Raw genomic sequence first — 25583 nt, forward strand, 5'->3', positions numbered from 1 at the left:
CGCTTGGATGCTCGACGATCGCACGGCACGCTTCGTTCTTTGGGCACCGGCGCGCGATGCAATAGCTCTCGAAATCGACGAACAACCGCCGATCGCGATGAACCGCGATGAAAAAGGCTACTTCACTGCCGTTGCGTTTTGTACTCCCGGTACACGCTATCGCTTTCGCGTGCAGCCTGATCTTGTGGTCGCCGATCCGGCCTCGCGGTTGCAGGATGGCGACGTTCACGACGCGAGCATTCTCGTCGGTCCCGATACCTACCCATGGCAATGCGAAACCTGGCGCGGACGGCCATGGCACGAGACGGTCATATACGAAATTCATCCCGGTATTTGCGGCGGCTTTGTTGGAATCGAGGCGAGTTTACCGGATCTTGCAAAACTTGGGGTTACCGCGATCGAATTGATGCCGATCGCGGATTTTCCCGGTGTACGAAATTGGGGCTACGATGGCGTTTTGCCTTACGCGCCCGATACGGCTTACGGCGCTCCGAATGCGCTGAAGCACATGATCGACACGGCCCATAGTCACGGCACCATGGTTTTTCTCGACGTAGTATATAATCATTTTGGTCCAGATAGTAATTATTTTCATAGTTTCGCGCCACAATTTTTTCGGGACGATATCAAAACTCCATGGGGTAGTGCCATCGATTTTCGTCGTGAGCCGGTGCGCCGCTATTTCATCGACAACGCTCTTTACTGGCTGAACGAGTTTCGGTTCGATGGCCTTCGATTCGATGCCGTTCATGCCATCGGGGATTCCGAATTTCTTCATGTTATGGTGCGCGAGATCCGTGCCAATACCGCGTCGGACAGACATATCCATCTTGTGCTGGAAAACGACGACAACGATGCAACCTTGCTGCCCGCCACACCCGCTTCACCGCTTTACGATGCGCAATGGGCCGACGACACGCATCATTGCCTACACGTTCTTCTGACTGGCGAACAAAGTGGCTATTATGAAGACTATCGCAATCCGGCACGGCAACTCGCCCGTTGCCTTGGCGAAGGTTTTGCCTATCAGGGCGAGTCATCGTCACATCGTGACGGTACGGTGCGCGGTGCGCCGAGCGCTCATCTGCCGCCCAGCGCCTTCGTTGCTTTTTTGCAGAATCACGATCAGATCGGCAACCGGGCTTTCGGCGAGCGCCTGACGATGCTGGCCGATCATGGTGCCCTGCGTGCCGCGATTTTGCTTTTGCTTTTGTCGCCACAGATTCCTCTGATTTTCATGGGAGAGGAGTATGGCGAAACACGCCCCTTTCTCTATTTCACCGATCATCGCGACCCCGAACTTGCCAAAGCCGTTCGTCAAGGCCGCCGTCGTGAATTTGCCAGGTTCAAGGAATTCGCGTCGGAAGAGGCTCAACTCAGGATTCCCGATCCGAACGACAAAACGACATTCGAAGTGTCGATTTTGCAGGCTGCCAACGCTGAAGATTCTGCTGCGGTCGAGTGGTTTGCCTTCTATCGCCATCTGCTTCGCCTTCGCCATCAGGCGATTGTACCTGGCATTCCCGGTGCACGCTCCATTGGAGCGGAAGCGCTTGAAACCAGTGGTGTCCGCGCTGCATGGCGTTTTGGCAATGGCGCAATCCTGACCATCGCCGGCAATTTCGGAATCGGCGTACTTATGTGCGAGGCCGGGGCAGGGGCGGTTTTCGCCGCAACGCCGCCAGATGTCGGCACCGACAACGTTTTGCCACCTCGCGCGGCAATCGCCTGGCTGCAACCCGCATGAGCGATACGGCGCTTTTCGAACTTGCCGACCGAGTTGGATTTTCATGCGTGTGGCACGATGTCTTTGGCACTGAGCATCACGCTACTCCCGATACGCTGCGCGTACTGCTCGCCGCCCTTGGCTTCGACGCCGACTCGGAATCAACCTGTCATGACGGCATCACGCAACTCGAGGTCGAGGCACAAACCACGCCTGCTTTTATCACTGCTCAGTCAAACGCCGATATAACGCTCACTGGCGTGCCGGCTCCTATCCGTATCGATTATGATGACGGCTCGATGTCCGCTGGCTTCGCCGAGGATGCTGGATATGGCCGGATCCGCATCGCCGGCATCGCCCGCCCTGGTTATCACCGGCTGTACGTCAACGACCGTATTGTCGAACTGGCAATCGCTCCCGCACGGGCGTTCACCATTGCCAATGCTCTCCAAAAGCGGGATCGCTCGGGAAAAGCTTGGGGGCTTGCCGTTCAAGTCTATGGGCTTCGGCGCGACAATGACGGCGGCATCGGCGATTTCGCGGCTCTTGCCGATTTCGCACGTGCCGCCGGGCATCATGGCGCCGATGCGGTTGCAATCAGCCCGGTCCATGCCCTCTATGCCAGTGATCCCGGCCATTACAGCCCCTATAGTCCGTCAAGCCGCATCGCGCTCAATCCGGTCTATGCGCCAGTGAATTACCCGATCGAATTGCCGACACCTGGCGATCTGATCGACTGGCGTACGGCTACCCCAGCCCGTTATCGCGCACTGCGCGAGGCTTTTGCACGGGACCATGATGATCCGATATTCCAGGCGTTCCAGAACGCAGCGCCCGAGGTTATTCGCCGCCACGCATTGTTCGAGGTGATGTCGGCGCATCAACTGAAAACCGGCGCAGAGCGGGATTGGCGTCATTGGCCCGAAGCCCTGCGGTTTCCATCGAATGCCGAAGTGGTGCGGTTCGCCGATCAGAACCAAGATGAAATTGCTTTTCACCTCTATGCACAATGGCGTGCGTTATCCGGGCTGCGCAACGCCCAGGCGGCAGCGATTGAGTCCGGCATGGCGATCGGATTGATCGCCGATCTTGCGGTGGGAGTCGATCCCGCCGGCAGCGATGCCTGGAGCCGCCCCAATGAGGTGCTGCGTGGTGTTTCGGTCGGTGCGCCGCCCGACGAGTTTAATCGGCGCGGGCAGAACTGGGGGCTCACCAGCTTTTCGCCGCGTGGACTGCGCCGGAGCGGCTTTTCGGCTTTGCGCGATATGTTGGGCGCTGCACTCGAGCCCACCGGAGGGGTACGCATCGATCACGCCATGGGTCTTGCCCGGCTCTGGCTCATTCCTGACGGTGCCGATGCGAACGAAGGTTGTTACCTACGCTTTCCGTACGATGACATGCGGCGCCTTGCCATGCTGGAATCGGCACGTCATCAAGGCATCATCCTTGCGGAGGATCTTGGCACCGTTCCGGGTGGCTTTCGAGAATCTCTTGCACATAACGGTATTTCCGGGATGAGCGTTCTCTGGTTCGAGCGGAACGGCGATCGCTTCACCTCCCCTGCGCATTGGCGTCGAGAAACCGTGGCGATGACGACGACGCACGACCTTCCGACCGCTGCCGGCTGGTGGCGCGGCACCGACATCGCCTGGCGCAACCGTCTCGGCCTTGCCGGTGAGGATTCGGAAAAGCGGGCGCATGACCGGAAATGCTTATGGTCCGCCTGCAAGGACGCCGGTGTGGCAAGCGGCGATATGCCCGCTTTGGAGGATGGCGATGCCATTGCCGATACCGTCATTGCTCATGTTGCGATGGCGCAATCGGATCTTGTCATTCTACCCCTTGAGGACGCATTGGCGCTCGACCAGCAGCCGAACATTCCTGGAACAATTGACGAACACCCAAACTGGCGCCGCCGCTTGTCAAGCGATTCCGTAACATCGTTAGACGAACCGCGAGTTGCGGCGCGTCTTGCGATGCTCGATCGTGCGCGGAAGAAACCATTATGAATACAACGCCCCGCGCGACGGCTCGCCTGCAATTCCATCTTGATTTTACCTTCGACGATGGCGTTGCCACGGTCCCTTATCTGGCCGCGCTGGGCATCAGCCATCTCTATGCGTCGCCGATTCTGAAAGCGCGTTCAGGTTCCGCCCATGGCTACGACATCGTCGATCACGCCACGATCAACTCGGAACTGGGCGGTGAATCCGGATTCCTCCGCCTCACCGAAGCGTTGAACGCGCATCGCATGGGCCTCGTTCTCGACATCGTTCCCAATCATATGGGCGTAGGCGGCACCGACAATCGCTGGTGGATGGACGTGCTGGAATGGGGCCGCGCCAGCCCCTACGCAGATGCGTTCGACATCGATTGGACGCCCCCCGATCCTGCGCTGCATGACAAGGTCATGGCACCGTTTCTGGGCGAATCCTACGGCGCTGCCCTGCAATCCGGCAATCTGCATCTTGCCTGTAATACGGTGAGTGGCAGGCTTTCAGTGGTCTATCACGAGCACGAATTTCCGCTGTCGCCTTTGGGTGCCGCCACGGTTCTGCAGGCCGCGCCGAAACGCTTTGCCGATGCCATCGCCCATTTCACCGCCGCCGCCGATCTCGCGGATCGGCCCGAAATCGCTCGCCCACTCGCCGAAACGGCACGTCGCCGGCTTGTCGCGGCACTCGCCACGCCACATGGCGCGGCGGGTCTTGCCATTGCCATGGCGCGCTACGATGCGACATCCGAAACCGGCCGAGCACGCCTCCATACGTTGCTGGAAACGCAAAATTATCGTCTGACCTTCTGGCGTGCCGCCGCCGACGAAATCAACTGGCGCCGTTTTTTCGACATCAACACGCTCGCGGGCATTCGCGTCGAAATTCCCTGGGTGTTCGATGAATCCCACCGGTTGATCCTCGATCTTTACGCGCGCGGCCTGATCGACGGCGTGCGTATCGACCATGTCGATGGCCTCGCCGATCCGCGCGCCTATTGTCGTAAATTACGCCGCGCCCTCACGGCTGCCGGTCGTAATCGTTCCAAGGGTGCGGCACAGGATCCACCTTACATCATCGTCGAAAAAATCCTCGCACCGCATGAACGGCTGCGCGCCGATTGGCAAACCGACGGCACCACCGGTTATGATTTCATGAACGAGGTCGCCGCTATCCTGCATGATCCCGAAGGTGCCGAGCCGCTTGCCGCTCTCTGGGCGCGGTTCTCGGGCCGCAGCCCGAATTTCGAGGACGAGGAACACGAGGCGCGACGTCAGGTTCTGCGCGATAATCTGACCAGCGAATGGAATGGCACGGCTGCCTTGCTACATCGTCTCGCCGCCGCCGATCTTGCAACCCGTGATATCACGCTCACCGCTTTGCGCCGTGCGCTTGCCGAGTTGCTGGTTAATTTCCCGGTCTATCGCATCTATGCTGGTGCCGCCGGCAGCGCCGCCACCGACGAACAGGCGATGAACTGGGCGCTTGCGCGCGCGCTGCGCGGTTTTCGCGTTGCCGATCGCAACCTGCTTCATCAAATTCGCCATTGGCTGGCCGACCGTCCACTCGCGCGCGAACCCATCGCCCGGCGCGCGCTGCATCGCCGCGTCATGGTCCGCTTTCAGCAACTCTCCGCTCCCGTCGCGGCAAAATCCGTCGAGGATACCGCGTTCTATCGCTACGGACGTTTGCTTTCCCGCAACGAGGTCGGCAGTACGCCCGCACAGTTTTCACTGACTCCGGCAGCGTTCCACGCCGCCCAGGCGCAGCGCCGCGCGAACCTGCCGCGCGCCATGCTCGCCACAGCAACCCATGACCACAAGCGCGGGGAGGACACGCGTGCGCGCCTCGCCGTCCTCTCCGAAATTCCGGCGGAATGGGAGGCGGCGTTAGCGCGTTGGACGCGACTCAACACGTCGTTCGTCCGCGAGCTCGATTCGGGCCGTGCGCCCTCCGAGGCCGACGAACTGATGCTCTATCAAACGCTCGTCGCCGCTTGGCCGATCGGATCAGCGCTGGATCATGCCGGCGATTTCGTGGAACGCGTCTGGGGCTGGTGGGAAAAATCCATCCGCGAGGCCAAGCTCCGCTCCGAATGGGCAGCACCCGACGAAACCTACGAAGCCGCCTGCCGCCAGTTTCTCGACGGCGTGTTCGATGCCGCGCGGGCCACCGCCGTGCTTGGCGAAATCGCCGACTGCGCCCGCCGTATCGGCCCCGCCGGTGCGATCAACGGCCTCGCCCAGACGGTGCTGAAATACACCTCCCCCGGTATCCCCGATCTCTACCAGGGCGCCGAATTCTGGGATCAAAGCCTGGTCGATCCCGACAACCGCCGCCAAGTCGATTTTTCCCGCCGCGCCGAAACTCTCGCGGCGCAATCCCAACCCACCGATCTGCTCGCCTCCTGGCATGACGGGCGGATCAAACAGGCGATCATCGCGCGCCTGCTCGCACGCCGCGCCGCTCATCCCGCCCTGTTCGAGTCAGGCGATTACATGCCGCTCGACATCGAAGGCGAACACGCCGTCCACGCCCTCGCGTTCCAGCGCAGCCACGGCTCGCAGCGCCTGATCGTCGCGGTCGCCCGCCTCGCCATACCGCTCCTTGGCACCGCCGAAACGCCTCTCGTGCCCGCCGCATCCTGGCAGGATACGCGCATGAGGCTGGGCGGTGATGATACAGCCCCGTGGCGCGACGTGCTCGCCGATCGCCAGATCGCTCCCACGGGCGATGGGTTCAAGCTTAAAACCCTGTTCGCCGCTCTGCCGGTTGCGGTGCTGGCAGGCTGAGCGCGAATCCTGCTAAACTAAAAAAATGCCGCACGCCGATTTCGTCCATCTCCGCGTCCACTCCGCCTATTCCTTGTCCGAGGGCGCGATCAAGCCCGACAAAATCGCCGCCCTGGCACAGGATCAGGCGATGCCTGCCGTCGCGATCGCCGATACCTCCAACCTGTTCGGCGCCATCGAATTCTCCCAGGCCTGCATCGCGCGCGGCGTGCAGCCGATCATCGGCTGCCAGTTGTTCCTCGCGCGCGCGGATCAGCTGCGCCTGCCGCCGGATCCCCTGGTCCTGCTCGCCAAGGATGCCGAAGGATTCGATAATCTCTCGAAACTGTCCTCGGCGGGCTTTCTCGACATCGAACCGGGAAGCCGCCCGCAAATCACCCTCGATACGCTCCGCGCCCACCATGACGGGCTTCTGCTCCTCACTGGCGGCCGATTCGGTCCGCTCGGCCGGATGCTTGGTGAAGGCCAGCGGTCCGAAGCCGAATCCCTGCTCGCGTCTCTCGCCGAATCCTTCGGAGACCGGATCGCCGTCGAACTCGAACGCCACGGCCTGCCCGCCGAACGAGCGATCGAACCGGGCCTGATCGCCCTGGCCGACGCGGCGAACATCCCACTCGTCGCCACCAACGAATGCTTTTTCGCCAAGCCGGAAATGCACGAAGCGCACGACGCGCTGCTCTGCATCGCTGAAGGACGCCTGCTCTCCGAAGCCGAACGCCGCCGCGTCACCCAGGAACACTGGTTCAAGCCGGCGAAAGCCATGCGCGCATTGTTCGCCGATTTGCCGGAGGCGTGCGACAACACGCTGGAAATCGCCCGCCGCTGCGCCATCGCCGCTCCCACGCGCAAGCCGCTGCTGCCGATCTGCCCGAAAGTGCGCGACGGCGCGACCGAGGCGGAAACCCTCCGGGCGATGGCGCGCGAGGGGCTCGCGCTCCGCCTCGCCGCGATCACCGCCGATGAACCGACCGGCAGGCTCTATCGCGAACGTCTGGAATTCGAACTCGACGTTATCGAACAGATGGGCTTCCCCGGCTATTTCATGATCGTGGCCGATTTCATCCAATGGGCGAAATCGCAGGGAATTCCCGTTGGCCCCGGCCGCGGCTCGGGTGCCGGCTCGCTCGCCGCCTACGCGCTCTCGATCACCGATATCGACCCGATTCCGTTCAATCTGCTGTTCGAGCGCTTCCTCAACCCCGAACGCGTCTCGATGCCCGATTTCGACATCGATTTCTGCCAGGAACGCCGCGACGAAGTGATCGACTACGTCAAGCGCGAATACGGCACCGATCGCGTTGCCCAGATCATCACCTTCGGCAAGCTCCAGGCCCGCGCCGCGGTGCGCGACGTCGGCCGCGTGCTCGGCATGCCCTATGGCCAGGTCAACAAGGTCGCCGAAATCACCCCTAACAATCCGGCCAAGCCGATTCCGCTCGCCGAAGCGATCGAGTCCGAACCGCGCCTGCGCGAGCTGCGCGATTCCGATGAATCGGTGCGCCGGCTGCTCGAAATCGCGGTCCAGGTCGAGGGCCTCTATCGCCACGCCAGCACCCATGCGGCGGGCGTGGTGATCGGCGACCGCCCGCTCGCCGATCTGGTGCCGCTCTATCGCGACCCGCGCTCCGACATGCTGATCACCCAGTATTCGATGAAGCATGTCGAAAGCGCCGGCCTGGTCAAATTCGATTTCCTCGGCCTGACCACCCTGACGATTCTCGATCGTGCGGTAAAATTCCTGCACGGTCTCGGCATCGAACTCGATCTCGCGCGCATTCCGCTCGACGATGCGAAAACCTATGAGATGCTCTCCAAGGGCGATTGCGGCGGCGTGTTCACCTTCGAAACCCAGGGCTTCCGCGACGTGTTGCGCCAGATGCGCCCCGATCGTTTCGAGGACCTCGTGGCCGCCCAGGCGCTCAACCGGCCCGGCCCGATGGCCAATATCCCCGCCTATTGCGCGCGCAAGCATGGCGAGGCCTGGGACTCGCCGGACCCCGCGATCGACGACATCCTGACGGAAACCTACGGCATTCTGGTCTATCAGGAACAGGTCATGCAGATCGCCCAGCGCATGGCGGGCTACAGCCTCGGCGGCGCCGATCTGCTGCGCCGCGCGATGGGCAAGAAAATTCGCTCGGAGATGGACGCACAGCGCAAAATCTTCGTCGACGGCGCGCAGGCCAAGGGGTTTTCCGAGGCGAAGGCGGTCGAAGTGTTCGACTTGATGGCGAAATTCGCCGATTACGGCTTCAACAAATCCCACGCCGCCGCCTACGCCCTGGTCTCCTACCAGACCGCCTGGTTGCGCGCCAACCACCCCGCCGTGTTCATCGCTGCCTGCATGAGCCTGTCGCACGCCAACCACGAAAAGCTCGCCTCGCTCAAGCAGGACGCCGTGCGCCTCGGCATCCCGGTTCTGCCGCCCGACATCAACGCCTCGTCGGCGGATTTCACCGTGGAACGCACGCCGGACGGCACGCTCGCGATCCGCTACGCCCTCGCCGCGATCAAGCGGGTGGGCGAGGGGGCGATGCGCGATGTCGTCGCCGCTCGCGGCAGCACCAAATTCACCGATCTCGCCGATTTCGCAACGCGGGTCGATCCGAAATCCCTCAACCGCGCCCAGATCGAGCAGCTCGCCAAGGCCGGCGCGTTCGACACGCTCGATGGCAACCGCGCGCGCGTCATGGCGGGTGCCGAAACCCTGATCCGCCGCGCCCAGAGCGAGGCGGAGGGCCGCACGTCCGGCCAGATCAACCTGTTCGGCGATGCCGGCTCACCCGAGTCCCTGCATTTGCCCGAAACGCCGGACTGGCCGCAATTCGATCGCCTCGCCTTCGAGGCCGAGGCCATCGGCTATCACCTCACCGCCCACCCGCTCGATGCCTATGCCGGGGTGCTGAAACGCCTCGGCGTCATTCCGTCGAACCAGATCGAACAGCGCGGCCGTGCTGGAATCGGCCGTGCCAAGCTCGCCGGTGCCGTGGTCGGGCGCAAAGAGCGCACCACCCGCACCGGCAGCCGCATGGCCTGGGTGCAGCTTTCCGATCAGGCAGGTGGTTTTGAGGTCACGCTGTTCTCCGAAATCCTCGCCCGCGCGCGCGATCTTCTCGCCGAGGGCACCATGCTGCTCGTCACCGCCGAACTCCGCATGGACGGCGAAAGCCTGCGCATCACCGCACTCGATGCCGAACCGCTCGACCGTGCCGCGGCCAATGCCGGCTCCGGCCTGCGCATCGTGGTCGAGCGCGCCGAAGCCCTGCCGTCGCTCCGCGCCCTGCTCGACCGCGAAGGCCGCGGCAAGGGCCGCATCCTGCTCGCCCCGCGCCTCGGCACCGGCGCGAAACTCGACATCGCCTTGCCCGGCGGCTTCAACGTTTCGCCGCGCCTCGCCCAGGCGATGAAAATGATCCAGGGCGTCGCCGAGGTCGCCGAACTGTAAATCAGTCGCGGCACGCCGTGCGATCCTGCTGAACCGGCGGGCAGGGCACCGAACCGTAAGAGCAGAACACGCAGCAATCGCCGGGCTTTGGCCGAAGCAGCGCGCGGCATCCGCTGCAGTCGTAGAAATACTGGCACGCGTCGCTCGGCATGGTTTCACGCTTCGCCGTGCCGCAATGCGGGCAGGTGATGACGCTGGCGCTCACGATCGCGTTCATCTGAACCGATACCCGAGATAGAGCAGCCCGAATCCCAGAACGAATCCGACGATCATCAGCCAGCGCACCTGCGGCCGGGCGCACCACGTGCCGCGTTCACAAGCTCTGGGGTGTTGTTGCCACGCGAACAGCACGGCACCCGCGCCGAGACACACTGAGGCGACCAGCAGCAGAATCAACCGATTCGGTGCGGCGAGCAAAGCAATTCCGGTCAGCCAAGCCGAACCCAGTCCCGCTGTCGCCAGCAAAAAAGGTAGACCGCAACACGATGCGGCACCAAAAGCGGCAATTATTCCGCCGACGGTAAGGACCGCGCTACCAGTTCCCGCGACGTCGGTCGTCCGGCTTGATAATTTCGTCCCGCTCATCAGGGCTCCTTTTCCAAAACCGTTGCGGAGCATACGGTCCGTAGCAACTCCAGACTCAAGGGGCGTTACGATCACGGAGACGGCATCATGGTTCGATACGACAAGGGCGATGTCACGATCAGCGAAGCGGCCAGGCGCACCGCCTGCCCGATCGAGACCATTCGCTACTACGAGCGTATTGGCTTGGTGGCGCCTCCGCCTCGGAACGGTAAATATCGTGCTTATCGGCCGGAGGATCTCGCTCGTCTCGGCTTCATCCGCCGTGCCCGCGAGCTTGGCTTCGGTCTCGACGCCATTCGCGCGCTGTTGCGCCTTGCCGCCAGTGGTTCGGAAACCTGCGCCAACATGCAGATGATCGCCGAAATTCGCCTCGCCGACATTCGCGCCCGCATCGCCGATCTTGCGGCAATGGAACATGTGCTCGCCGAGACGATCACGCGTTGCGAGTTCGGAAACGATGCAGCCTGTCCGTTGATCGAGGTGCTTTCGCAACGAGTCCCGCTCATCTACTCGCCCGAAAGCTCGCGCCGGCGCTGATCCAGCTCCTCGCTGTAGCGGCGCAGCGCGTATTGCTCGGTCAGCACGCCGAGAACATGACGCGTCTCGGGTCCGTCCAGCACCGCAAGCACGTCGCATTCCGCCCGCTCGAAGGCGCGGATCGCCTCCTTCACCGTCGCCTGCGGCAGCAGAAAATCATTCTGATGTCGCACCAAATCATGGATCGTGTGCGGGTCTTCCTCGCCCGGCGCATGCGCCTCGGAGGGGTAGGCGAGGCCGACATACCGCTCCTCGGCATCGACCGCGACGACATATTGCGTCCGCCCGAGCGGATATTCGGTCTTGAACGTCGCGATCTCGGTATCGTCGCGCACGCTGTACTGGGGCCGCCGCATCATCCGCCCGACCGTCAGATTATGGATCCAGCCGATATCCACCGCACTGCGAATGCTCTCGCCGCGCAAATGAAAGCGCCAGGTGGTGAAGGAATAGCCGAAGACGCGCCGCACCGTCAGCGACGCCGCGATCGCGGCGGCCAGCACCGCGACGGTGATGCTGAAATTATTGGTGCTTTCGAGGGCTAGGAAGGTCATGGTCATTGGCCCGCCGACGATCGCGACCGCGAGCGCCGCCATCCCCACCACCGCGTAGAAGCCGATCGGCACGCCATGCGCGAAGGGCAGCATGATCGCGAGATCGCCATAGGCCCGGCCGAGCAGCGAACCCATGAACAATGCCGCGAAAAACAACCCGCCGCGAAACCCCGACCCGATCGAGAACGCCGACGCGGTCGATTTCATCAGCAGAAGCGCCATCGCGAGCAGGAACGGATAGACCACCGCAAGCTGGGTGTGCAGCGATGAATTGCCCGATGCCATCACCTTCGGCGTGATGCTGCCGAGCAGCCCGACCACCACCCCGCCCAGGATCGGCCGCAGCCAGATCGGCACGCCGGTGCGCCGGAACCCTGCCTCGATCGTGGTCACCCCGCGCATGATCGCGATGCCGGTGAACCCCGCCGTCACCCCCAGCAGAATCGCGAGCGGATAGGCATAGCCCGGAACCACATTGGGCAGCACGACATCGAGCGGCTTGACCCCGCCATGCAGCAGCTTCTCGGCAACCAGCGTGCCGGTAAGCGTCGAGACGATGATCAGCGGCAGGCTGGTCATCGAATAGGTGCCGATCACCAGCTCGATGCCATAGAACGCGCCGCACAGCGGGGCGTTGAACGCGGCGCCGATCGCCGCCCCCGCGCCGCACCCAACCAGAATCCGCAAATCGTTGCGCCGCAGCCGAAACTGCCGCCCCACCCAGCTCGCCAGCCCGCCGCCGAACTGGGCATAGCCGGCCTCCATTCCCACCGAGCCGCCGACTCCGTTCGACATCACCGTCTGCGCCGCGACGATCACCGAATCGCGCAGCGACAATTTCCCGCCATACAGCGCGTTCGCCTCGACCGGATCGACGAAATTGCCCGGCCGGTATTTCGCCAGCAGCCAGGAAACCGAGCCCAGCACCGCCCCGCCCAGAATCGGCACGAAAATCGCGCGGATCGGCTCGATATGCTCCTGCTGCGACAGGCCCTCGCCCAGATGCGCGAGGTCGAAAAACCAGAAATGGAAATGATGGCTGAAGAAATCCATCAGGAAAACGGCAATGCCGGCCAGCACCCCCACCAGGATCGCCAGCGCCGCCAGCCACAGCTCGTCGGTGCGCACCAGGGCGCGCAGATGCATCGGCGCATCGATCGTCACCGCGCTCAGCCGGCGGCGCAATGCTTGGATGAAGGCTGGCGAGGAATCGCGGCGAACGGTGGAACTGGCCATAACGCGTCCCGGACTCGGGGAAATCGATATTCAAGAGGGACGGACCGCCCGCCCGGCGGTCAGATGCCGTCTATCTGTGTCAGCATCATGGCCGTATCACTGTTGCCGCACGAAAAATCCCCGGTCAATCGCCGAACTCAACATACTGTGCGATTGAATCGATCACTGTGGCAGATCGGGGACACACCATTGTCTCACCCGGTCAGCAACTCGATCAGGAACGGCCCCTTGTGCTCCACGCTCGACGCCAGCAACTCGTTCAGCCGCGCCATGGTCGGCGCCTGCGCCGCCGCGACCCCCATGCCCTCGGCGAGTTTCACGAAATTGAGATCCGGGTTGCCCAGATCCAGCATCCCCAGCGCGGTCGGCCCCGGATTGGCGCCCACCCCGACGAATTCATGGAGCAGGATCGCGTATTTCCGGTTGGCGAGCAGAATGACGGTGATGTCCAGGTTCTGCCGCGCCGCCGTCCATAGCGCCGCGATACTGTACATCGCCGAGCCGTCGGCCTGGATCGCGACCACCCGCCGCCCCGGCGCCGATACCGCGGCGCCCACCGCGGTCGGCAGCCCGCCGCCGATCGCCCCGCCCGGCACCTGCAGCCACAGATGCGGCGCCGCGCCATGGGTGAAGCGCGAGAAGCCGCGTCCGAACGAAATCCCCTCGTCGATCACGATGGCCTGATCGGGCAGAAGTGCCGCGATCGTCGTCGCGACCGTCTCCGGCTCGATCGCGCCCGTCGAAGGCGCGGGGCGCGGCGTGGCCGGAATCTCCGGCTCCGCGCCTTCGATCGCCTGAGCCAGCGCCGTCAGCGCCGCGCTGCCGTCCTGGTCGATCGCTGCGAGCGTATGCAGCGTGCAATCCTCCGGCCACAGCCGCCCCGGTTTGCCCGGATAGGCGAAAAATCCCACCGGCGGCTTCGCCTCGACCAGAATCAAATGCTTGATCCCCGAAAGCGTATGGATCGCCGCATCGATGAAATACGGAATCCGCTCGATCGGCGGACGGCCCTGGCCGCGCTCCATCCTTGCGTTGAACATCTCGGACAGCAGCTTGCAGCCGGTCGCGGCGGCAATCGCCGTCGCCTGCCGCAGCGTTGCGTCGCGCAGCGTCCGCCCGCCGAGCAGCAGCATCGCCGGCTCGCCCGAGCGCAGCACCTCCACCGCCGAGGCGATCGCCTCATCGTCCGGCATCGCCCGTGCCGGGACCTCGCACGTCTCGCCGGCCACGCCGCCTTCGGTCCAGGCGGTGTCGGCGGGAAGGATCAGCGTGGCGATCGTCCCGCTCCGCGCCGCGGCGATCGCCTCGGCGGCATCCCTGCCCACCGTCGCGGCGCTCTTGGCGGTGCGTACGAAGCCCGAGACCGGCCGCGCCCATCCCTCGGTGTCGGCGGTCAGCGGCGCATCGAGCGGCCGGTGATAGGTCGCCTGATCACCGACGATGTTCAAAATCCCCGAGCGCGCCCGCCGCGCATTGTGCAGATTGGCGAGCCCGTTCGCGAGCCCCGGCCCGCAATGAAACAGGGTCGCCGCCGGCCGCCCGGTCACCCGCCAATATCCGTCCGCCGCGCCCGATGCCACGGTCTCGTCCAGGCACAGCACGCAATTGATCCCCGGAATCCGGTCGAGCGCGGCGACGAAATGCATCTCGCTGGTGCCCGGATTGGCGAACACCGTGTCGATGCCGCACGCGATCAGCGTATGGACCAGACTCTCCGCACCGTTCATGATTTTGTTCCCCTCCGCGCCCTGAACCATGTCGCCAACCCTGCCCGGTCTCGCCCAAAGCGGCAAGGGTGGACGATTGGCGATCACGGCCCCGCGCGACACCGCCACTCCCTGAAGCGAAGCACCGTGATGATACCAACGACCCGAATAATGGGCCGGCCTGTTTATCCTCATGCCGCCGGCATGAGTAGTTTCCGAGTCTATCGCTCCCGGCCGCCAAAGACTATGTTCCGAGTCAGAACCAACTAGATCTGAATCTTGATTGACCGGGGTCCGTCAAACGATGCCGTACCCGGCAATTCGCACTCGATTGACGACACTGGTGGTAAAATAACATTTGCCGCGGCGGAGCCGATGCTTTTCGTTATTCCACAATTCTCAGGAGTTTTCGATCATGAAAAAATGTCTTTTCGCGAGTGCCGCTGCATTGATGTTGATGACCGGTGCTGCATTGGCACAAACCACCTCATCCCAGACGACGACGAGTTCCACCTCCGTAACGCCGCCTGTCGTTGCGCCGGCACCAGTCATTCCGCCGCCGAACGGTACGCTGAGCACGACGGAAAGCCAGCGAACGACCGACGCCTATGGCAATCAGGTTGATTCGAACAAGACGACCTATGGCAACGCAAACGGCGCCGCGAGCGATAGCACGACCACGACGACAATCCAGCCGCAGGTGTCGGCTACAACGACGACAAAAACGTCGACGACGAAATCGTCCTATTGAATCAGGAGAGTAACATGAAACGTAACCCATCGCGTCATCGGATTTTGCTAATCGCAACCATGATCGGCTTCACCGCCGTTCTGACCGGATGTGTCATCACCCCGGACCATGCCGCGAGAACGACGGAAACCACCACATCGTCTCAACAACCCGCGCTCATGCCGATGCCTATGCCGGGCACCGTCACGACGCAAACCACTCATACGCAAACCGTTCCGTAACCAGCGGCGCGTTTTGTTAGAAATTCAACCGCCTGACGCGGCTTTTCGCGGTTCAGGCGGTGATGCACGGAATATCCACGATTTTTCCGGAAAAACCTCTGCGCCACGGGCCATCACGGCGGCAACGGTAGGCAATGGGCACCAAACCGGGACATTGACCACGACGATCCCGTGAAGCCGACCCCCACGCTGACTCCGGCCGAATAACCTTGGCCGTCATTGCGACCGCGAGCGCAGCGAAGCGGGAAGCAATCCATCGCCCCGATCAGTTCCACGACCTTGCCGAATCATGCCCAAAAGGCTTTGCTAGGCCATGGTCGAATTCGCGAATGGTTTCATCTCCAAACATTTCCTCCGTTCCGTCTGGGCGCGTGATTACGAGGCATTCAAAGGATCGCCCGAGGAGCAGGCGCTTACCCAACGGCTCAAACGCTGGGCCGCCCTGTTTGATCCCGATTCGGAAGTTCGTTATCATCAAACCCGGCACCATTCGAACTTCTGAATCGAAAAAACACTGGCAAACATATGATTCTCGTGTGGTTTTTGGTTCTGAAGTTCCTGAAAGCGGCCGCCGCATATGCGTAGGAACTTCGGAACCACCACACTGGGCGGGCTCTTTTGTGCGCGGAACCCCCCTCAACATTTCGACCACGATCGCAGCATCCGCCCCGCCACTGCGCATAATCTCCCGGCGTTCAACCGCCGAAGGAGGCCGCGCCCATGATCACCTGTTTCATCCGCTACGAGATTGTTTCATCCGCTACGAGATCGACCCGTTCAAGACCGATGCGTTCGAGCGTTACGCCCGCGTTTGGAACGAGGCGATACCCCGCGCCGGCGCCAACCTGATCGGCTATTTCGCTCCGCATGAAGGGTCGAGCACGATCGCCTATGGCATCTACGACATCGAAAACCTCGCCGCCTACGAGCACTATCGCGCCCGTCTCGCGTCCGATCCCGCCGGGCGCGCGAATTTCGACTTTTCCCGGACCGAGCGTTTCATCCGCCGCGAAGACCGCATCTTTCTCCGCCGCGTCTGATCCGTCCCGATAATAATCCAATTCGTCCAATTTTCGCGAAAATAGGTCCGAGTTGGTGCCTTTGTTTCACGTGAAACAAACGACAGTTATTCTGACTTAATGTTATTTTTTAAAACGTCGCTCCATCATGTCGCGCAGCACGACGGCGTTGTTGTGCTCCGTATCATGCGCCGCGAACAGCAGTGTCACCGCCCCCGCGCGGCACAATTCCACGAGCCGCTCCAGCGGCTCCGGGTTTTTCGCCAGCTCCTGCCGATAGGTTTTGGCAAACCAGTCCCACCGCGCCGGATTATGGCCGAATTCCCGGCGCAATTCGTCGCTCGGCGCGATTTCCTTGAGCCAGAGATCGATTCTCGCGCCCGCCTTGGCAAGCCCGCGCGGCCAGAGCCGGTCGACCAGAACCCGCATCCCATCCGCATCCTCCGGCGGATCATAGGCGCGGCGGAGCAGAATCCTGGCCATGGCACGATTCCTTATTGGTGGCGTTGCGTCCTTTCCTCACCACATGGCGCGCCGGTCACGCCGGAGCAAGGCAGACCGCTTCGATCCGGTAGCCATCGGGGTCGATCGCGAATGCCGCATAATAGGCGGCATCATAGTCCGGGCGCAGGCCTGGCTTGCCGTTGTCGCGCCCGCCGGCGCTCATGGCGGCGGCGTGAAATCCATCCACGCTCGCTCGCGTCGGCGCCTGAAAACAGAAATGCAAACCAGAGTCCAGGTCCGCCGGAACCGGCCGCAGCGCACGGTTGACCCAGAACACTGGCTCCCCTGTTCCATAGCCGAGTGAATCCGCCCCCGCGCTGAGGCAGGAATAGCCCAGGGGGTACAAGGCCGCGTCGTAGAATCGCCGTGCCGCGGCAATGTCGCGAACGCCGATGGAAACATGATCGAGCATGGTGTTCTCCTGTTGATTGACGTCAGGTTAGCCGGCGAGCGGCGAACTCGGATTGCAACCGCCACGTCGCTTCGCTGTCGGTCGAGCACTCGCCGAACCAGCGGAACGAGGTGGGCGCGATATCGGTGAACCGCCATCGCGTCGCGACGCCCTGGTCGGTTTTGCCGAGCTGGATGATGTCCGGCCCCTGAGCGCGGCCGATCTGGCGCGTGTAATACTGCCGGAGCGGATCGCTCCAGATGATATGCCAGGCATCGATGCCGGGATCGTAGATGCGCAAGGTGGTACCGTGGAAAACACCGGGAAGACTCCAGACATCCTGAATGGCGCGGCCTTCGAGTGCCCAGCCGAAGCGGATTTCGCCGCGTCCGGCATGGGTCCGGCCGTCCTCAGCATGGATGACGGCGTCCATCTCCCAGGCGCCGATGAGCCAGCCGTAAAGCCCCATTTTATCGGCGCGGTCGGAGGCCGGTCCATCCGAGAAGAGCAATTCGGCGAGCGAGGCAGCGGATCGGTTCATGGCGTGCCCGTGTGGTTTCGCGTGGTCTGTATCTAGGCGGGGCGGCCTCGACGGCGCTTGGGAAAAATTGCTATTTTGCCGGCATGACGACGACATCGCACCTGCTGGCCTCGGGCTGCGGCTGGACGGTGCATGATGTCGTCTGCACGTCCGGCCCCGGCACCAGGCGGTTCGAAGAGCAGCATCATTCGATCAGCATCGCCGCCGTGACGCGCGGGAGTTTCCAATATCGCACGCGCCAGGGCGGGGCGACGCTGACGCCGGGCGCGGTGCTGCTCGGCAATCGCGGCGCGTGTTACGAGTGCGGCCACGATCACGGCGTCGGCGATCATTGCCTCGCGTTCCATTTTTTCCCTGACTATTTCGAGGAAATTCTTGCCTCGGTGCCGGGCGTCCGCCAACTCGCCTTCGCGGTTCCCCGCCTGCCGCCCTCCACATCATTGATCCCGCTCATCGCCGCGGCGGAGGCGGCGCGGGGTGACGGCATGGAACTGGAAGAAATCGCCTTGCGCCTCGCGGGCGCGGCGGCGGCGCTGCTCGCGCCGGCCGCGAGGCGTGCTGCCACACCGAGCCGGCGCGACGAACAGCGGGTCGGCGAAGCGCTCCGGCGCATCGAAGCCGGGATCGACCAGCCGATCGCGCTCGCCGATCTCGCGCGGGATGCGGCGATGAGCCCGTATCATTTCCTGCGGGTGTTTCGCGCCGTGGCCGGCATCACGCCGCACCAGTTCGTTCTCGCGGAGCGGCTTCGCCGCGCGGCGATCAGGCTCCGCCAGACGCGCGATCCGGTTTCCGCCATCGCCTACGACGCCGGATTCAACGATCTCTCGACGTTCAATCGCCGGTTTCGCGGCATCATGGGAGCGAGCCCGACGGCGTATCGCCGTGCGCAGCGTTTATCCCCTCTATCCACCTAATCCACAGGGCGATGCGCCTGTCGCCGACTCGCGCGAAGAGCTAGAAGGGCGCGATGAACGTCATCGAGTCGCCTTTGCTCGGCCTGTCCCAGCGCCTGCCGCCCGCCAATCTCGAAGCCGAGCAGGCGCTGCTCGGCGCATTGCTCGCCAATAACAAAGCCTATGAGCGGGTTTCCGAATTTCTCGCGCCGGAACATTTCGCCGATGCGGTGCATGGTCGCATTTTCGAGGCGATCGCCCGGCGGATCGAGGCCGGCCAGCTCGCCGATCCGGTTACGCTGCGCGTCAGCTTCGAGCATTCCGGCCTGCTCGACGATGTCGGCGGCCCAGCCTATCTCGCCCAGCTCCTCACCGCCATGGTCGGCGTCATCAATGCCGGGGATTACGGCCGCACCATCTACGACGCCTGGATCAGGCGCCAGTTGATCGATCTCGGCGAGGTCACGGTGAACCGCGCCTTCGGTGCCGAGCCCGAACTCGACGGCCCGTCGCAGATCGAGGCGGCGGAACAGGCGCTGTTCGACCTCGCGACCAAGGGCGGCGCCGAAGGCACCGCGATGAGCTTCGAAACCGCGCTGGCGATGGCGATCGATACCGCCGCCAAGGCCTTCGAGCGCGACGGCCGCGTCTCGGGCCTGACCACCGGCCTGACCGATCTCGACGGCAAGACCGGCGGGCTGCACCCGTCCGACCTGCTGATCCTCGCCGGCCGTCCCGGCATGGGCAAAACCGCGCTGGCGACCAAAATCGCCTTCGGCGCGGCGCAGGCGCTGCTGGCCGAGGCGCGGGCGGAAAATCCCAATGCCGAGGCGAAGCAATCGGTCGCCATTTTCTCGCTGGAAATGAGCGCCGAACAGCTCGCCACCCGCTTGCTGGCCGAGGAGGCAAGGGTGTCCTCGGATCGGATTCGACGCGGCGAGATCGGCCAGAAGGATTTCGACAATTTCGTCGCCGTCTCCCGCCGGATCGCCAGACTGCCGCTGGTGATCGACGATACCCCGGCGATCACGCTGTCCGCGCTGCGCACCCGCTGCCGGCGACTCAAGCGCACCAAGGGACTTGCGTTGGTGGTGGTGGATTATCTGCAACTGATGCGCCCGGCGGCGGGCACCAGGCCGGAGAATCGCGTTCTCGAAATCAGTCAGATCACCCAGGGGCTGAAGGCGATCGCCAAGGAACTCGCGGTGCCGGTGATCGCCTTGTCGCAGCTCTCCCGCGCGGTGGAATCGCGGGAGGACAAGCGGCCCCAGCTTTCGGATTTGCGCGAATCCGGCACCATCGAGCAGGATGCCGACGCGGTGATGTTCGTCTATCGTGACGAATACTACCTCCAGGCCAGGATGCCCAAGCAGATGGGCTTCGAGAGCGAGGACAAATTCCAGGCAGCGCTCGACAAATGGCAGCAGGACATGGAATCGGTGCACAACAAGGCGGAACTCATCCTCGCCAAGCAGCGCCACGGCCCCACCGGCAAGATCGACCTGTTTTTCGAGGCGGAATTCACTCGATTCGCCGATCTCGACACCCAACATGAGTAACATCGGGTGCAACGGAGAGGGGCGGAGTCGATGGTGACGATCGGAGGCAATGCCTGCGCGGGATTTTCCGAGGCCGACCAGGCGCTGATCGATCAGGCGGCGTCGCGCTTCGTCGCTTCGCGCGGCTTGTTCACCCGAGCGCTGAGCCGGGTCGGCCGCACCGCCGGCAGCGCGGTGGAACGCGCGGTGCTGTTCCTGGCGCCGAACGCGCGCGCGATCATCGAGGAATACGCGTCCGAAGCGCTCTGGTCGCTGCTGAGCGCGTCGCGGATCGGCCTTGCCGGGCGGAATGCCAGACCGGCGCGGGAGCAGATCTATCGCGGCGCGGTCGCGGCGAGCGGCGCGGTTTCCGGCCTTGCGGGCGGGGTGGTGTCGCTGGCCGATATTCCGTTCAGCATGGCGATGATGTTCCGCGCGATCGCCGAAATCGCGCGCAGCCATGGCGAGGATCTCGACGATTTCGCGACCCGCCGCGCCTGCCTGGAGGTGTTCGGCTTCGGCACGATCCGCAACGAAGATGAGGATATCGAGGCGAGCTACTGGGCGGTGCGTGGCGCGCTGACCCATGCGCCGGTTTCGATTTTTCTCCGCACCGTGGCGTCGCGATTCTCTCTCGTGGTGTCCGACCAGGTGCTCGCCTCGATGGTTCCCGTGGTCGGCGCGCTGGCCGGGGCAGGGGTGAATTATTTGTTCATGGGGCATTTCCAGTCGATGGCGCAGGTCCATTTCACGCTGCGCGCCTTGGAGCGCCGCTATGGCGACGCCGATGCGGTGCGCGCCTGCTTCGACCGCCATGTCGAGCATTATCGCCAGCGCAAGCAATTGTTCCGCCGCGCCGCATGAATCGTCCGACATTGACCATCGACGCCGAAGCGGTCGCGGCGAACTGGCGCGATCTTGCCGCGCGCCATGCAAGCTCTGGTGGCGGGGCAACGGCGGCGGCGGTGAAGGCGGATGCCTACGGGCTCGGCGCCGCGCTGATTGCCCCGGCCCTCGCCGCGGCCGGGTGCCGGCATTTCTTCGTGGCTTGTCTCGAAGAGGCGCTGGCGCTCCGCACCGCGCTCCCGGATCGCCGGATCGCGGTGATCAACGGCTGTCCGTCCGGGACCGAGCGGGAACTCATCGCCAACGATCTTCGCCCGGTGCTGAACTCGCTGGAGGATTGCGCACGCTGGCGGAACGCCGCGCGGGAAGCGGGCCGCGCGTTGCCTGCCCTTTTACATGTCGATACCGGCATGGCCCGGCTTGGCCTCGATGCGGCCGAATTCGCCCGGTTGCGCGAAACGCCCGATCTGCTCGACGGGATCGCGCTCGATTACGTGATGAGCCATCTCGTCGCCTCGGAGACGACGGACGCCCCGGAAAACGCGCATCAGGCACAGCGCTTCGCCGCAATCCGTGCGGCGTTCCCCGGTGTGACGACAAGCCTCGCCAATTCCTCCGGCATCTTTTTTGGCCCGGATTTTGCCTCCGATCTCGCGCGGCCAGGTTTCGCACTCTATGGCGGGAATCCGACGCCGGAGCAGAAAAATCCAATGCGGCCTGTGGTCACGCTCGCCGCACCAATCCTGCAAATCCGCGCGATCGAGGCGGGGGAGAGCGTCGGCTACAACGCGATCTGGCGTGCCGAGCGGCAATCGCTTATCGCGACGATCGGGGTGGGCTATGCCGACGGGATGCCGCGGTCCCTCGCCAATAGAATGACCGCGCGCTTCAAGGGGCGGGACGTGAGGCTGGTGGGCCGGGTTTCGATGGATCTGATGACGTTCGACGTTACCGATCACCCGGACATCGCGCCGGGTTCGATGCTGGAACTGATTGGGCCCGGCCATGATATCGACGATGTTGGACGCGAGGCCGGCACCAACGGCTACGAGATCCTGACCGGCCTGGGCCGGCGCTATCGGCGTGTCGCAAAATCGGTATAACAACCCCCATGAACCTCGTGCTCGATCCGGTGGCCGCGCTCGGCCGCCTCGTCCTCGGCCTGGTCTCCCTGCTCGGCGAATTGGCGATTTTCACCATCGCCGCCGTGTCCGGCCTGTTCCGCCCGCCGTACTATCTGCGCAATTTCGGCCGCGCGCTGATGGAGATCGGCTATTTCAGCCTGCCTGTGGTGGCGCTGACCGCGATTTTCACCGGCATGGTGCTGGCGCTGCAAAGCTATGTCGGGTTTTCGCGCTTCGATTCGCAGAGCGTGATCGCGAGCGTGGTGGTGCTGTCGCTGACCCGCGAACTGGGGCCGGTGCTCGCCGGGCTGATGGTCGCCGGCCGCGCCGGATCGGCGATGGCCGCCGAACTCGGCACCATGCGGGTGACCGACCAGATCGACGCGCTGTCCACCCTGGCGACCGACCCGATGCGCTATCTGGTCACGCCGCGCCTGCTGGCCGGGCTGATCGCCCTGCCGCTTCTGGTGGTGGTGGCCGATATATTGGGGGTGGCGGGCGGGTTTCTGGTCTCCACGATCCGGCTCGGCTTCAATGCTCCGGCCTATCTGCAGAGCACCATGACCTATCTGCACGCGAGCGACGTGATTTCCGGACTGGTCAAGGCGGCGGTGTTCGGCTTCGTGATCGCGCTGATGGGCTGCTTTCACGGCTATCGCTCGCGCGGCGGCGCGCAGGGCGTTGGCGGGGCGACCACGGCGGCGGTGGTTTCCGCCTCGATCCTGATACTCGCACTCGATTACGTGCTGACCCAGGCGTTCTTCGCGCCATGAGCACCCTTCAGGCGATGACGCCGAAGCTGCGCATTCGCGGCCTGCGCAAGGCATTCGGCGCCAAGCAGGTGCTGGACGGCGTCGATCTCGACGTGATGCCGGGAACCGGCATGGTGGTGATCGGCGGGTCGGGCACCGGCAAATCGGTGCTGCTCAAATGCATTCTCGGCCTGATCTGGCCCGATTCGGGCGAGATTCTGATCGATGGCGAGGACGTGCTGACCGCGAAACCGGCCCGCGCGCGGGAGCTGCGCGACCAGATCGGCATGCTGTTTCAGAACGGCGCCTTGTTCGACAGCCAGGCGGTGTGGGAGAACGTGGCGTTCGGACTGCTGGCGCGCGGCCTGGTGACCCGCGCCGAAGCGCGGGACGTGGCGGCGAAAGTACTGTCGCAGGTGGGACTGGACGCCGGTGTGGGCGAATTGCCGCCCGCCGAGCTTTCCGGCGGAATGCAGAAGCGGGTCGGGCTTGCCCGCGCGATCGCGGCGGAGCCGTCGATCATGTTTTTCGACGAGCCGACCACCGGACTCGACCCGATCATGGGCGCGGTGATCGACGGGCTGATCGTCGATTGCGTCAAACGGCTCGGCAGCACCTCGATCGCGATCACCCACGACATGACGAGCGCCCAGCGGATCGGCGACCGGATCGCGATGCTGCATGAAGGGCGGATCGTCTGGGAAGGCGAGGCGGAGTCGGTGATGCGGAGTGGGAATCCGCTGGTGGATCAGTTCACCCATGGACGGCGCGACGGCCCGATTCGGATGGCGCTGCGGAAATAGGCATCGCGGCTTGACCGGCACAGTCGGACGGATAGCTTCGCTGGGCTCGCTATGACATTACTTCAAAATACTGAACATAAAAAAACCCGGACTTTCGTCCGGGTTTCAGTCTGGCTTCCGTTATCGATTTACCGATCAGGTAATCACTTTGCCGCCCACGGAGCCGGCGATGCTCGCGGCGCTGACGCCGAGCAGCGTGATATGCGTGCCGTCGGAGAGGGTGACCAGGGCGCCGGTTTGGCCCTGGAAGGTGGTGCTGTTGATCGCGGTGATATTGCTACCGTTCATCGCGAACAGAGTGGATTTGGTGGTGCCGAAATTGGAAATGACATCGTTGCCGCCGACCCCGGTTGCCTGACCGAAGAAATAGATGTTGGTCGCGCCGGAGACGGTGGAGCCGGTCATCTGCGCGGTGCCGGTGCCGCCGAAGAAATACTGGGTGCCGGAGCCGCTGCTCGAAATCACGTCCGAGCCGTTACCGGCGTCGAACAGGTTGGTTCCGGTCACCGAACTGGCGAGCAGGGTTTCGTTGCCCGAGCCGGCGAAGAGGTAGTTGGTGGCCGACGTGGTGGCACCGCCGCCGCCGGCCTCCAGCGTATCGCCATTGCCGGCACCGACCAGGGTAGCGCTGCCGCTGCCACCGACCAGTAAGTTATCACCCGACGAGCCGCCGCCGAAGATGCCGCCGGCATTGCCGCCGAACACCGTCGCGCTGCCGGCGCCGGCAAGGACGGTCGCGGCCGCGCTGCTGGCATTGATGAAGTCGAGCTTGCCGGCATAGCCGGCGGGGGTGCCTGCGAAGACCGAGGCATTGCCGCTCGCGATGACGGTGTTGCTGCCGGCGAAGGTTCTGACCGTATCGGCGCCACCGGTTACCGCGGCAAGATTGTCGCCCCGCAGGTTGAGAGTGTCGTTGCCACCGGCGGCGATGACGGTGTTGCTGGTGCGCCCGGTGGTCAGATCGACGTTGCTGCTGGCGCCCAGAAGATACTGGGTGCTGGTGCTGCTGCCGTTGACCGTGACGGTTCCCGGAGCCTGGACGACGACCGAACTATAGATGCTGGCCACATCGACCACGCCGGCGGCGCCGGTGACGGAGCCGGAGGTGACCGCGCCGGTGCTGTCGGTATTGGTGAGTTCGAGGATGTTGCTGGTGCCAGCGATCGTCGAATTGAACAGCGCGCCGGTGATGAGATTGTTGTTGGTCAACCCCTCGGTGCCGCCCTCGACCGCGGTGCTGAGCCCGGTCAGCAGGGTCTGCAATGCGGTCGTGGTTGCACTGGAAACGCCCGAAAGGGGCACACTCACAAGGCCGGTCAGCTTACCGCCGCTGACGCCGCCAATAACCGTTACGGAACTGCTCATCCGGAAGCCTCCAAAAAACTTAATTTATGGTTTCCAGATAACCGACCCCGTTGTGCAAAGCAAGAAAAACTTGGGCTGGTTTGGTTAATTTTTTTTTGCCCACGACCTAGGGTGTGTCGTCATTTGACCGGGGGGATTCCGGCGCGACCGTTTTCCTGATTCATAGCAGATCAGCATTCCGAAAGGCTGATTGATGGGGCGTTATGGGCTGAGGGCTGACCAATGGGAGCGGATTGCGCATCTTTTGCCAGGAAAAG

The 25583-nt window shown here is 63.6% G+C and carries 23 protein-coding genes; 15 read left to right on the plus strand and 8 right to left on the minus strand.

Annotated features, from left to right (window positions below):
• The first annotated feature begins 7 nt into the window (after nt 1-7).
• Genes treZ through dnaE form a run of 4 tightly spaced genes read left to right on the plus strand, consistent with a single transcriptional unit; the run spans nt 8 to nt 9957 of the window.
• Nucleotides 8-1747 carry a malto-oligosyltrehalose trehalohydrolase gene (gene treZ, locus L2A60_RS05640; protein WP_235703393.1) on the plus strand — a complete coding sequence of 580 codons (1740 nt, stop codon included), beginning with the start codon at nt 8-10 and terminating at the stop codon, nt 1745-1747.
• A complete protein-coding gene (malQ, locus tag L2A60_RS05645; RefSeq protein ID WP_235703394.1) occupies nt 1744-3735 on the plus strand; it encodes a 4-alpha-glucanotransferase in 1992 nt (663 codons plus the stop codon). The genes treZ and malQ overlap by 4 nt, the downstream gene beginning before the upstream one ends.
• Nucleotides 3732-6512 carry a malto-oligosyltrehalose synthase gene (gene treY / locus L2A60_RS05650; RefSeq protein WP_235703395.1) on the plus strand — a complete coding sequence of 927 codons (2781 nt, stop codon included), beginning with the start codon at nt 3732-3734 and terminating at the stop codon, nt 6510-6512. The genes malQ and treY overlap by 4 nt, the downstream gene beginning before the upstream one ends.
• A gap of 25 nt (nt 6513-6537) precedes the next feature.
• Entirely contained in the window at nt 6538-9957 is a 3420-nt protein-coding gene (gene dnaE, locus L2A60_RS05655) for a DNA polymerase III subunit alpha (protein ID WP_235703396.1), read from the plus strand.
• Nucleotide 9958: 1 nt separating this feature from the next.
• Here the strand turns inward: dnaE and L2A60_RS05660 are convergent, their stop codons facing one another.
• Together L2A60_RS05660 and L2A60_RS05665 are read right to left on the minus strand one after the other, a co-directional pair.
• Nucleotides 9959-10174 carry a GDCCVxC domain-containing (seleno)protein gene (locus L2A60_RS05660; RefSeq protein WP_235703397.1) on the minus strand — a complete coding sequence of 72 codons (216 nt, stop codon included), beginning with the start codon at nt 10172-10174 and terminating at the stop codon, nt 9959-9961.
• Nucleotides 10171-10575, minus strand: coding sequence for a mercuric transporter MerT family protein (locus L2A60_RS05665; RefSeq protein ID WP_329603556.1), 405 nt, complete (start codon nt 10573-10575; stop codon nt 10171-10173). The genes L2A60_RS05660 and L2A60_RS05665 overlap by 4 nt, the downstream gene beginning before the upstream one ends.
• 54 nt (nt 10576-10629) lie before the next feature.
• Between L2A60_RS05665 and L2A60_RS05670 the strand changes: the two genes are divergently transcribed.
• Nucleotides 10630-11079: a MerR family transcriptional regulator gene (locus L2A60_RS05670; RefSeq protein ID WP_235703399.1), complete on the plus strand. Its 450-nt coding sequence runs from the start codon at nt 10630-10632 to the stop codon at nt 11077-11079.
• Here the strand turns inward: L2A60_RS05670 and L2A60_RS05675 are convergent.
• Together L2A60_RS05675 and L2A60_RS05680 are read right to left on the minus strand one after the other, a co-directional pair.
• Entirely contained in the window at nt 11049-12869 is a 1821-nt protein-coding gene (locus tag L2A60_RS05675; RefSeq protein ID WP_235703400.1) for a chloride channel protein, read from the minus strand. The two genes, L2A60_RS05670 and L2A60_RS05675, sit on opposite strands and share 31 nt — an antisense overlap.
• Nucleotides 12870-13063: 194 nt before the next feature.
• On the minus strand, nt 13064-14596 hold the full coding sequence (locus L2A60_RS05680; RefSeq protein ID WP_235703401.1) for an acetolactate synthase large subunit: 1533 nt from the start codon (nt 14594-14596) through the stop codon (nt 13064-13066).
• Nucleotides 14597-15026: 430 nt separating this feature from the next.
• Here L2A60_RS05680 and L2A60_RS05685 point away from each other — a divergent pair, with 430 nt between their 5' ends.
• The 4 genes from L2A60_RS05685 to L2A60_RS05700 all read left to right on the plus strand — a co-directional run bounded on the left by L2A60_RS05685 (nt 15027) and on the right by L2A60_RS05700 (nt 16587).
• On the plus strand, nt 15027-15326 hold the full coding sequence (locus L2A60_RS05685) for a hypothetical protein (RefSeq protein ID WP_235703402.1): 300 nt from the start codon (nt 15027-15029) through the stop codon (nt 15324-15326).
• 59 nt (nt 15327-15385) lie between these two features.
• The gene (locus L2A60_RS05690) at nt 15386-15547 is read left to right on the plus strand and encodes a hypothetical protein (RefSeq protein WP_235703403.1); all 162 of its coding nucleotides are present in this window, start codon (nt 15386-15388) and stop codon (nt 15545-15547) included.
• 313 nt (nt 15548-15860) lie between these two features.
• Entirely contained in the window at nt 15861-16049 is a 189-nt protein-coding gene (locus tag L2A60_RS05695) for a hypothetical protein (protein WP_235703404.1), read from the plus strand.
• A 118-nt stretch (nt 16050-16167) separates the two neighbouring features.
• Entirely contained in the window at nt 16168-16587 is a 420-nt protein-coding gene (locus L2A60_RS05700) for an NIPSNAP family protein (RefSeq protein WP_235703405.1), read from the plus strand.
• 102 nt (nt 16588-16689) lie between these two features.
• On the opposite strand, the gene L2A60_RS05705 is transcribed toward L2A60_RS05700, so the two are convergent.
• From L2A60_RS05705 to L2A60_RS05715, 3 genes are read right to left on the minus strand one after another with little or no spacing between them, the layout of a single operon-like run.
• Nucleotides 16690-17049, minus strand: a complete 360-nt coding sequence (locus L2A60_RS05705) for a DUF488 domain-containing protein (RefSeq protein WP_235703406.1) — start codon at nt 17047-17049, stop codon at nt 16690-16692.
• A gap of 55 nt (nt 17050-17104) precedes the next feature.
• The gene (locus L2A60_RS05710; RefSeq protein ID WP_235703407.1) at nt 17105-17482 is read right to left on the minus strand and encodes a VOC family protein; all 378 of its coding nucleotides are present in this window, start codon (nt 17480-17482) and stop codon (nt 17105-17107) included.
• Nucleotides 17483-17504: 22 nt separating this feature from the next.
• On the minus strand, nt 17505-18002 hold the full coding sequence (locus L2A60_RS05715; RefSeq protein ID WP_235703408.1) for a hypothetical protein: 498 nt from the start codon (nt 18000-18002) through the stop codon (nt 17505-17507).
• A gap of 83 nt (nt 18003-18085) precedes the next feature.
• Here L2A60_RS05715 and L2A60_RS05720 point away from each other — a divergent pair, with 83 nt between their 5' ends.
• From L2A60_RS05720 to L2A60_RS05745, 6 genes are read left to right on the plus strand one after another with little or no spacing between them, the layout of a single operon-like run.
• Complete coding sequence (locus L2A60_RS05720; protein WP_235703409.1) at nt 18086-18919, plus strand: helix-turn-helix domain-containing protein; 834 nt, start codon at nt 18086-18088, stop codon at nt 18917-18919.
• Between the two features lie 53 nt (nt 18920-18972).
• Nucleotides 18973-20457: a replicative DNA helicase gene (locus tag L2A60_RS05725; RefSeq protein ID WP_235703410.1), complete on the plus strand. Its 1485-nt coding sequence runs from the start codon at nt 18973-18975 to the stop codon at nt 20455-20457.
• Between the two features lie 30 nt (nt 20458-20487).
• Nucleotides 20488-21300, plus strand: coding sequence for an EcsC family protein (locus tag L2A60_RS05730; RefSeq protein ID WP_235703411.1), 813 nt, complete (start codon nt 20488-20490; stop codon nt 21298-21300).
• Entirely contained in the window at nt 21297-22385 is a 1089-nt protein-coding gene (gene alr, locus L2A60_RS05735) for an alanine racemase (protein WP_235703412.1), read from the plus strand. The genes L2A60_RS05730 and alr overlap by 4 nt, the downstream gene beginning before the upstream one ends.
• An 8-nt stretch (nt 22386-22393) precedes the next feature.
• Nucleotides 22394-23179: an MlaE family ABC transporter permease gene (locus tag L2A60_RS05740; RefSeq protein ID WP_235703413.1), complete on the plus strand. Its 786-nt coding sequence runs from the start codon at nt 22394-22396 to the stop codon at nt 23177-23179.
• Nucleotides 23176-23961, plus strand: a complete 786-nt coding sequence (locus L2A60_RS05745) for an ABC transporter ATP-binding protein (protein ID WP_235703414.1) — start codon at nt 23176-23178, stop codon at nt 23959-23961. The genes L2A60_RS05740 and L2A60_RS05745 overlap by 4 nt, the downstream gene beginning before the upstream one ends.
• Before the next feature lie 135 nt (nt 23962-24096).
• On the opposite strand, the gene L2A60_RS05750 is transcribed toward L2A60_RS05745, so the two are convergent.
• Nucleotides 24097-25326 (minus strand): beta strand repeat-containing protein, encoded by a 1230-nt coding sequence (locus L2A60_RS05750; RefSeq protein ID WP_235703415.1) that lies wholly within the window; start codon nt 25324-25326, stop codon nt 24097-24099.
• Between the last annotated feature and the right edge of the window lie 257 nt (nt 25327-25583).

Source organism: Acidiphilium iwatense (assembly GCF_021556475.1).
Lineage (GTDB): Bacteria > Pseudomonadota > Alphaproteobacteria > Acetobacterales > Acetobacteraceae > Acidiphilium > Acidiphilium iwatense.